Origin of the sequence: Streptomyces sp. NPDC021212, from assembly GCF_044332925.1 — a bacterium.
GTDB lineage: Bacteria > Actinomycetota > Actinomycetes > Streptomycetales > Streptomycetaceae > Streptomyces.
Genome location: NZ_JBIRPZ010000007.1, coordinates 506,715 through 516,540 on the forward strand (window position 1 = coordinate 506,715; position 9,826 = coordinate 516,540).

Genomic DNA, 9,826 nt, shown 5'->3' on the forward strand with positions numbered 1-9,826 from the left:
CGTGTTCGGCGACAGTCAGTCAACACCACGATGGCATCCGGTGTCCCATCGGACACTCCCCTGCCTTTCACCTGGTCACTCATCCGACATCCACTGCTCCATCACCGTAAGGAGATGATCGGTGTCGACGGGCTTGGTGACATAGTCCGACGCACCCGCCTCGATGCTCTTCTCCCGGTCGCCCTTCATCGCCTTCGCGGTGAGCGCGATGATGGGCAGCCCGGCGAACTGCGGCATCCTGCGGATCGCCGCCGTCGTGGCGTAACCGTCCATCTCCGGCATCATGATGTCCATCAGGACGAGCACCACATCGTCGTGCTGCTCCAGGACTTCGATGCCCTCCCGCCCGTTCTCGGCGTAGAGCACCTGCAGGCCGTGCTGTTCCAGCACGCTGGTGAGCGCGAAGACGTTGCGGATGTCGTCGTCGACGATGAGCACCTTCTCACCGTGGAAGCCGCCCGCCGGCTCCGGGGCCACCAGATCCTGGCCGCCCAGCATCCACGGCTCGGAGGCCTGCGCCTGCCGGCCGGTCGCCCGGCCGCCGCCGTTCCGGCGGGCCTCCGGGGCGGCCGGCTGCGGCTCGGTGGCCTGTGACGGCTCCTCCTCGGTCCGCTGACGCCGCCGGAAGAGCCCGGCGGCCCCGCGGGTCCGCTGCGCCGTGGCGTCGGCGGTGACGTCGTGCTCGGGCTCCCGCTCCGCCCCGGCCTCGTCGTCCTCGGCGTCCTCGGCGTCCTCGGCCGGGTCGTACGCCTCCAGCGCCGGCGGACCCGCGCTGCCCGGGGTGAGCTGCGGGTAGCCCTGCGGCGGCAGCTCGCTGGGGTACAGCGGCAGGTACAGCGTGAAGGTCGAGCCGCGGCCCGGCTCACTGGCCGCGTGGATCTCACCGCCGAGCAGCCGGGCGATCTCCCGGCTGATGGACAGGCCGAGGCCGGTGCCGCCGTACTTCCTGCTGGTGGTCCCGTCGGCCTGCTTGAAGGCCTCGAAGATCACCCGCATCTTGCTGGCCGCGATGCCGATGCCGGTGTCGGTGACCGAGAAGGCGATCATGTCGGCCTCCGGGTCGCGCAACGCGCCGTGTTCCAGCAGCTGTTCCCGGATGGCGTTGGGAACGTCCACCCCGGCCGGCCGGATGACCAGCTCCACCGCGCCGCCGTCGGTGAACTTCACCGCGTTGGACAGCAGGTTGCGGAGCACCTGCAACAGCCGCTGCTCGTCGGTGTGCAGCGTCGCCGGAAGCTCCGGCGAGACCCGGACGGAGAAGTCGAGGCCCTTCTCCGCGGTCAACGGCCGGAACGTCGCCTCCACGTAGTCGACGAGCTGGACCAGGGCGATCCGCGTCGGGCTGACGTCCATCTTGCCCGCCTCGACCTTCGACAGGTCGAGGATGTCGTTGATCAGCTGCAGCAGGTCCGAACCGGCGCCGTGGATGGTCTCGGCGAACTCCACCTGCTTCGGCGACAGATTGCCCTCGGCGTTGTCCGCGAGCAGCTTGGCCAGGATCAGCAGCGAGTTGAGCGGCGTGCGCAGCTCGTGCGACATGTTCGCCAGGAACTCGCTCTTGTAGCGCATCGACACCGCGAGCTGCTCGGCGCGCTCCTCGAGCACCTGCCGGGCCTCCTCGATCTCGGTGTTCTTGACCTCGATGTCGCGGTTCTGCCGGGCCAGCCGCTCGGACTTCTCCTCCAGCTCCGCGTTGGACGACTGGAGCGCCTTCTGCCGGTTCTCCAGCTCCGCCGAACGCTCCCGCAGCTGCTCGGTCAGCTCCTGGGACTGCTTGAGCAGCACCTCGGTCTTGGTGTTGACGCTGATGGTGTTGACGCTGGTGCCGATCATCTCGGCGATCTGGTTGAGGAAGTCCTTCTGGATCTGCGCGAAGGGCTGGAACGAGGCCAGCTCGATCACACCCAGCAGCTGCCCCTCGAAGAGCACCGGCAGCACGATCACATGGGCCGGGGCCGCCTCACCGAGCCCCGAGGCGATCTTGAGATAGCCCGGCGGCACGTTCTCCACCAGGATCGGGCGCTTCTCCTCCGCGACCGTGCCGATCAGCGTCTCGCCCGGCCGGAAGGACGTGGGCATCGAGCCGATGGCGTAGCCGTAGGAGCCGATCAGACGCAGCTCGTAGCCCTCCTCGGAGGTGCTGTCCGCGACCACCTCGGTGCCCTCGCCGACGGGGACCGCCAGGAAGAACGCGCCGTGCTGGGCGGAGACCACCGGGGTCAGCTCGCTCATGATCAACCGGGCGACGTCCTCCAGGTCGCGCCGTCCCTGCATCAGACCGGAGATCCGGGCGAGGTTGCCCTTCAGCCAGTCCTGCTCCTTGTTGGCGAGCGTGGTCTCGCGCAGGTTGGCGATCATGGTGTTGATGTGGTCCTGGAGGACCTGGATCTCACCGGAGGCGTCCACGTCGATCTTGAGGTTGAGGTCGCCGCGGGTCACCGCGGTCGCGACCTCGGCGATGGCGCGCACCTGACGGGTCAGGTTCCCGGCCATCTCGTTCACCGACTCGGTGAGGTCCTTCCAGGTGCCGGCCACGTCCCGCACCCGCGCCTGGCCGCCCAGCTGCCCCTCGGTGCCCACCTCACGGGCCACCCGGGTCACCTGGTCGGCGAACGACGACAGCTGGTCGACCATCGTGTTGATCGTGGTCTTGAGCTCGAGGATCTCGCCCCGCGCCTCGATGTCGATCTTCTTGGTCAGGTCACCCTGGGCGATCGCCGTGGTGACCATCGCGATGTTGCGCACCTGTCCGGTCAGGTTGGACGCCATCGAGTTCACGGACTCGGTGAGGTCCTTCCACGTCCCCGAGACGCCCGGCACCCGCGCCTGGCCGCCCAGGATGCCGTCCGTGCCCACCTCGCGCGCCACGCGGGTGACCTCGTCCGCGAACGAGGACAGCGTCGTCACCATCGTGTTGACGGTGTCGGCCAGCGCCGCGACCTCGCCGCGCGCCTCGACCGTCACCTTCTTCGTCAGATCGCCGTTGGCGACCGCGGCCGAGACCTGCGAGATGTTGCGCACCTGGATGGTCAGGTTGTTGGCCATCAGGTTCACGTTGTTGCTGAGGTCCTTCCAGATGCCGGTCACGCCCGGCACCCGCGCCTGGCCTCCCAACTGCCCTTCCGTACCCACCTCACGGGCCACCCGGGTGACCTGCTCGGCGAACGAGGACAGCTGGTCCACCATCGTGTTCACGGTGGTGACGAGCTCCAGGATCTCGCCCTTGGCGTCCACCGTGATCTTCTTCGACAGGTCGCCCTTGGCGACCGCCGTGGTCACCTCGGCGATGGAACGGACCTGGGACGTCAAGTTGTTGGCCATGCCGTTGACGGACTGGGTCAGGTCCTTCCAGGTGCCGGAGACCCCCTGCACCTCGGCCTGGCCGCCCAACTGGCCCTCGGTACCGACCTCCCGGGCGACCCTGGTGACCTCCTCCGCGAAGGACGACAGCTGGTCCACCATCGTGTTGAGGGTGTTCTTCAGCTCCAGGATCTCGCCCCGGGCATCGACGTCGATCTTCTGCGACAGATCACCCCGCGCCACCGCCGTGGCGACCTGCGCGATGTTGCGGACCTGGGCGGTCAGGTTGCCCGCCATGCCGTTCACCGAGTCGGTCAGATCGCGCCAGACGCCCGCGACACCGGGCACCTGCGCCTGACCGCCCAGCCGGCCGTCCGTACCCACCTCGCGGGCGACCCGGGTCACCTGCTCGGCGAAGTCGGACAGCTGGTCGACCATCGTGTTGATGGTGTTCTTCAGCTCCAGGATCTCGCCCCGGGCATCGACGTCGATCTTCTGCGACAGATCACCCCGCGCCACCGCGGTGGTCACCTGAGCGATCCCGCGCACCTGAGCGGTCAGGTTGCCCGCCATGGAGTTGACGGAGTCCGTCAGGTCCTTCCAGGTGCCGCTGACGCCGTCCACCCGGGCCTGGCCGCCCAGCCGCCCCTCGGTGCCCACGTCCCGCGCCATCCGGGTGACCTGGTCGGCGAACGAGGAGAGCTGGTCCACCATGGTGTTGACGGTGTTCTTCAGCTTGAGCATCTCACCGGAGACATCGACGGTGACCTTCTGAGACAGATCGCCGTTCGCCACCGCCGTCGTCACCTGGGCGATGTTGCGCACCTGTCCGGTGAGGTTACGGAACGCGGTGTTCACCGAATCGGTGAGATCCTTCCACGTCCCCGCCACACCTGGCACCTGCGCCTGACCGCCCAGCTCGCCCTCGACGCCGATCTCCCGAGCCACCCGCGTCACTTCGACGCCGAACGACTGCAGCTGGTCCACCATCGTGTTGACGGTGTTCTTCAGCTCCAGCATCTCGCCGGCCACGTCCACGGTGACCTTCTGAGACAGATCGCCGTTCGCCACCGCCGTCGTCACCTGCGCGATGTCCCGCACCTGAGCCGTCAGGTTGCGGAACGCGGTGTTCACCGAATCCGTCAGGTCCTTCCACGTACCCGCCGCACCCGGCACCTGCGCCTGACCGCCCAGCAACCCCTCGGCGCCGACCTCGCTGGCCACCCGCGTGACCTCGTCCGCGAAGGTACGCAGCGTCTCCGTCATCGTGTTGATCGTGTCGGCCAGCTGCGCGACCTCGCCGCGTGCGCTCACCGTCACCTTCTGCGACAGATCACCGTTGGCGACCGCCGTCGTGACCTGGGCGATCCCGCGCACCTGGGCGGTGAGGTTCCCGGCCATCAGGTTGACCGAGTCCGTCAGGTCCTTCCAGACGCCCGCGACGCCCGGAACCTTCGCCTGGCCGCCCAGTTCGCCCTCGGTGCCCACCTCACGGGCGACCCGGGTCACCTCGGCGGCGAACGAGGAGAGCTGGTCCACCATCGTGTTGACGGTTTCCTTCAGCTCGAGCATCTCCCCGGACACGTGAACCGTGACCTTCCGGGACAGATCACCCTTCGCCACCGCCGTCGTCACCAGGGCGATGTCCCGCACCTGGGCGGTGAGCCGGGATGCCATCGTGTTGACGGACTCCGTGAGGTCCTTCCACGAACCCGACATGCCGCGCACCCGGGCCTGGCCGCCCAGCTTGCCCTCGGTGCCGACCTCACTGGCGACTCTCGTCACCTCGTCGGTGAACGCCGACAGCTGATCCACCAGCCCGTTGACGGTGCGCCCCACCTTGAGGAACTCACCGCGCAGCGGATGCGCCGACCCGTCGGCGCCCTGTGCCCGCAGATCCATGCGCTGCTCAAGGTCGCCCTCGGCGACCGCGGACAGCACGCGGCCCACCTCGGACACCGGCCGGACAAGATCGTCCACCAAGGCATTGGACGCGTCAATAGCCGCGGCCCACTGCCCCTCACAGGCGCCGGTTTCCAGGCGCTCCGTGAGCTTTCCCTCACGGCCGACGACCCGCCGCACCCGGGTCAGCTCCCCCGTGAGCTGCAGATTCCGGTCCGCGACCTCGTTGAAGACCGCGGCGATCTCGGACATCACGCCCTCGCCCGAGACCGTGAGCCGCTTGCGGAAGTTGCCGTCCCGCATCGCCGTCATCGCGGTCAGCAGCCGGTTCAGGGCCGCCGTATCCACTTCGGTCGTCCCATTGCTCCGGGACCGTCCGCCTTTCGCGCGCGTATTCGTGCCCCGCGCCGCTGCGCCAGACTCCACCGTGTCCCTCCCGCAGGGTTGACCGTCCTCGTCGGGTTCTTCTTCCAGCTTGCCCAGTGTTTCACCATGGCCCAACCAGGCCATAACAGTTCGGCAGCATCGCACACCGGCGACAGCACCCTCCGGGGGGAATCACGGCGGACCGGCATTCGCGGGGGCGGTTGAGGTAAGTAACCTGGCATCCGGCCAGGCATCGGAGGGGCACTGCGTCATGGGTGAGCAGTTCGCCGAGACACATATGAGGAGACCTGTGATCACCGCGCGGGCAGCCGCCACCTTCGAGCCGGTGGGACGCTCGGTCGCCGCCGCCCGCACCTTTGTCCGGGACACCCTGCAGGGCTGGGGCCTGACCGACATCGTGGACGACGCGGTCGTCCTCACCAGCGAACTCGTCACCAACGCGGTGGTGCACGCCGGCACCACCGCCGACGTCGTGTGCATCCGCGCGGACACCGGCGTCCGCGTCGAGGTCGCCGACCGCTACCCCGAACGGGAAGTTCCGCTCCAGAGCAACGGCGGCCACCACTTCGGCAGCCCTGATCGCGAAGGCGGCCGTGGTCTGCTACTGTGCGCCGCACTCGCCGCGCGCTGGGGCGTCGAGTACACGGCCACCCACAAGCAGGTCTGGTTCCAGCTCGACTTCCCCGAGCGGCCGGCCGGCACGCGGGCCGCCGGCCCCGCGCTGCCCTCCAGCGCCCTGCCGATCGCCGACTCCCGGGTCCGGGTCGCGGTCGTCCAGGTCGACAGCGACGGCCTCGTCAGCGCCTGGAACGACGACGCTCAGGAACTGTTCGGCTACAGCCCGGAACAGATCGTCGGCAAGCCCCTGACCGATCTCGCCGCCTGGCCGCACACCCCCGGCACCAGCACCGGCGTCGCCGAGGCGCTCCGGCTCTCCCGCTGGGAGGGCTCGTACGGCATCCGCGACGCCGACGGCCGGGTCTCCCCCGTCTACGCCTCCCATCTGCGCATCCGCGATGCCGACGGCGAGCCCTCCACCGTCTGCCTCCTGGTCCGCGACCGTGAGCGCGCCGTGCTGCAGAGCCCGATGCGCGGCGGGGCGGCCGACACCTCCGACTCCTCCGAGCGCGGCCCGGCCAGCGACGCCTTCGAGGTCTTCATCGGCTCGCCCGCCCCCGACGACCTCGACGGACTCCTCCAGCGCACCGTCGAACGCGCCCGCGACATGCTCGACGGGGACGCCGCCTATCTGCTGCTCGCCACCGACGACGAGACCGAGCTGGAGGTGCGCGCCTCCACCGGCCTGCCGTCCGCCCGGCAGCGCTTCGCCCGCGTCCCCGTCGAAGCGGGCACCGGGCGCTACGGGTCGGCCCGGATGCCCGCCGTCCACGAGGATCTGTCCGCCGTTCCCGGCGCGGTGCCCCTGCTCGTCAACACCGGTATGCGCTCGGTCGTCACCGTCCCCCTCAAGGTCGAGGGCCGGCTCACCGGCTCCCTCGGCGTCGCCGCCGAGGCCCCCGGCCGCTACTCCAACGAGGAGGCGCTGCGGCTCCAGTTCGCCGCCGACCGCATCGCGCTCGCCGTCGAACGCGCCCGCCTCACCGAGCTGGAGCGGCTGCGCCGCGGCTCCCTCTCCTTCCTCGTCGAGGCGTCCGATCTCCTCGCGGGCACCCTCGACCGCGACCAGACACTGGCTCTCATGGCGCAGATGACGGTGCCCACCCTGGCCAGCTGGTGTGCCGTCTATACGGTCGCCGACCAGGCGTCCGACCCGGAGCTGTCGTACGTCCTGCATGAGGACGAGGACCGGATCGACGGGCTCAAGGCGCTGCTCACCAAGATCGACCCACCGGAGCAGGTGCCCACCGGCGGCGCCCGCGGCTGGACCGGCCCCTACGAGGCGGCCCACGCGGCCGCGTTGCGCACCTCGCTGCGCAGCCTCAGCCTCGGCGACTCCGCCCGGCCCTCCTCGGGCCCGGGCGCCTCGCTCGCGACGGCGTCCGCCGTCGGCGGCGAGACGGTCGTCCTGCCGCTGGTGGCCCGTAACCGCGTCATCGGCATGCTCACCCTCGGCAAGCCCACCGACGAGCACTTCCGCCAGGAGAACCTGGAGCTGGCCGAGGACCTGTCCCGCCGGGCCGCGCTCGCGCTCGACAACGCGCGGCTCTACTCGGAGCGCACCGCCATCAGCCAGTCCCTGCAGCGCAGTCTGCTGCCGCCCGAGCAGCCCGAGGTCCCCGGCGTCGAGGTCGAGGTCATCTACCGCGCGGCGGGTGAGGGCAACGAGGTCGGCGGTGACTTCTACGACCTCTTCCCGATCCGCGACGGCGCGTACGGCTTCGCCATCGGCGATGTCTGCGGCACCGGACCGGAGGCCGCCGCGGTCACCGGCCTCGCCCGGCACGCGCTGCGGCTGCTCGCCCGGGAGGGCTTCGGCGGCCCGGCGGTCCTGGAGCGGCTCAACGCGGCGATCCTCGACGAGGGTGCCCGCAGCCGCTTCCTCACCCTCCTCTACGGGGAGCTGTGGCCTCAGCGGGACGGCGGCGCGGTGCTCAAGGTCGTCTGCGCCGGTCACCCGCTGCCGCTCCGGTTGCGCCAGGACGGCTCCGTCGAGGCGGCGGCCGAACCGCAGCCGCTGCTCGGCGTCATGGACGACCTGGAGCTGTACGAGCAGACGGTGACGCTCGACCCCGGCGACGTCCTGCTGTGCGTCACCGACGGGGTGACCGAGCGGCGCGAGGGCACCAGGATGCTCGGCGACGACGGTCTGGTGGACGTCCTCACCACCTGCACCGGGCTCAACGCGGGAGCGGTGGCCGCCCGGGTGCTGCGCGCGGTGGAGCGCTTCGCGGCCGAACCTCCGTCCGACGACATGGCGATCCTCGCGATGCGCGTCCCCGAGATGCAGGACGCCTGACCGCCGCGGCCGGGGCACCACCGGTGCCCCGGCATTCTCGGCGCCATTCAACATGACGAAAGGCCCCCGCCGGTTGGCGGGGGCCTTTCGCAGGAGAGCCCCAATACGGAATCGAACCGTAGACCTTCTCCTTACCATGGAGACGCTCTGCCGACTGAGCTATTGGGGCGCGGCAACGGGATAGATCATACCCGAATTCGAGAGCGCTCTCGACCACCCGCCCCAAGTCCGCTCAGGCCGCTGACTGCAACAGGCCTCCCAGTGCGTTGCAGGCCGAGACCACACGCTGCAACTCCCGCCGGGACATGGCCGGGTCGACGGGGAGAGCGAGGCATTCGTCGGCCGCCCGCTCCGTCTCCGCGAGCCACAGATCGCGCCGGAAGCGCGCGGTGCGGTGCGCCGGGGTCTGAATGGGTACGTGGCACATGACGCCGCGAGACCGCAGCGTACGGGCGAATGCGTCCCGGTCCGGGCGTCCGTTGCCCGGCACCCTCACGACATACTGCTGATAGGTGTGTTCCATGCCGGGCCTGGACGCGGGGGTGACGACTCCCCGCAACTTCCCGTTCAGATAGGCCGCGTTGGCCTGTCGGCGCAGTGTCTCTCCGACCGGCTCGCACACGGCACCATGTCCGACGACCAGCACACCGTGCCGCTGTCCCAGCTGGGTGAGGCGCGCCATGTCGGCCGGGTGTCCGAAGGTGTGTATGGCCACGATGGCCGCGGTCCGGGGCGTCAGCGCCTCGGCCACCGCGTCCGGGTCTATGCAGAAGGTCCGCGCGTCGATGTCCACGAACACCGGCCGCGCGCCGGCGAGGAGCACCGCCTCCGCCGCTTCGGGTGTGCCGTAGGACGGCACGATCACCTCGTCGCCCGGCCGTACGCCCGACCGGGTCAACTCACGCCACAGCTCATCCGTTGGAGTCCCCATGAACGGCATGTTGCCCACGCAACATGAACACCGAGTGGCTCGCAACACAACAAAAAGAGAGGCCTGTCGGGAACCGAAGTTCCGACAGGCCTCTCTCCAATATTTGTTCGGCGGCGTCCTACTCTCCCACAGGGTCCCCCCTGCAGTACCATCGGCGCTGAAAGGCTTAGCTTCCGGGTTCGGAATGTAACCGGGCGTTTCCCTAACGCTTTGACCACCGAAACACTATGAAACAAACAAACCGGACAACAACACAGTTCGTTATTTCAGAACCAACACAGTGGACGCGAGCAACTGAGGACAAGCCCTCGGCCTATTAGTACCAGTCAACTCCACCGGTCACCCGGCTTCCATATCTGGCCTATCAACCCAGTCGTCTACTGGGAGCC

The 9,826-nt window shown here is 69.3% G+C and carries 3 protein-coding genes, 1 tRNA gene and 2 rRNA genes; 1 reads left to right on the forward strand and 5 read right to left on the reverse strand.

Features of this window, described 5'->3' with window-relative positions; all coding sequences use genetic code 11:
• Positions 1-75 precede the first annotated feature (75 nt).
• The gene (locus tag ACH4SI_RS21715) at positions 76-5,628 is read right to left on the reverse strand and encodes a HAMP domain-containing protein (protein WP_398297959.1); all 5,553 of its coding nucleotides are present in this window, start codon (positions 5,626-5,628) and stop codon (positions 76-78) included.
• 211 nt (positions 5,629-5,839) lie between these two features.
• Here ACH4SI_RS21715 and ACH4SI_RS21720 point away from each other — a divergent pair, with 211 nt between their 5' ends.
• Positions 5,840-8,506 carry a SpoIIE family protein phosphatase gene (locus tag ACH4SI_RS21720; protein ID WP_398297961.1) on the forward strand — a complete coding sequence of 889 codons (2,667 nt, stop codon included), beginning with the start codon at positions 5,840-5,842 and terminating at the stop codon, positions 8,504-8,506.
• Between the two features lie 96 nt (positions 8,507-8,602).
• On the opposite strand, the gene ACH4SI_RS21725 is transcribed toward ACH4SI_RS21720, so the two are convergent.
• From ACH4SI_RS21725 to ACH4SI_RS21740, 4 genes are all read right to left on the reverse strand, one after another.
• Positions 8,603-8,675 (reverse strand) — tRNA-Thr (locus tag ACH4SI_RS21725).
• 63 nt (positions 8,676-8,738) lie between these two features.
• Positions 8,739-9,437: a DegT/DnrJ/EryC1/StrS family aminotransferase gene (locus ACH4SI_RS21730; RefSeq protein WP_398297963.1), complete on the reverse strand. Its 699-nt coding sequence runs from the start codon at positions 9,435-9,437 to the stop codon at positions 8,739-8,741.
• 105 nt (positions 9,438-9,542) lie between these two features.
• Positions 9,543-9,659: ribosomal RNA gene (gene rrf / locus ACH4SI_RS21735) — 5S ribosomal RNA — on the reverse strand.
• 74 nt (positions 9,660-9,733) lie between these two features.
• Positions 9,734-9,826: ribosomal RNA gene (locus ACH4SI_RS21740) — 23S ribosomal RNA — on the reverse strand; the annotation flags it as partial.

Coding starts and splice junctions, on each gene's coding strand:
- ACH4SI_RS21720 (WP_398297961.1), top strand. CDS start 5,840: ATGGGTGAGCAGTTCGCCGAGACACATATGAGGAGACCTGTGATCACC.
- ACH4SI_RS21730 (WP_398297963.1), bottom strand. CDS start 9,437: ATGGGGACTCCAACGGATGAGCTGTGGCGTGAGTTGACCCGGTCGGGC.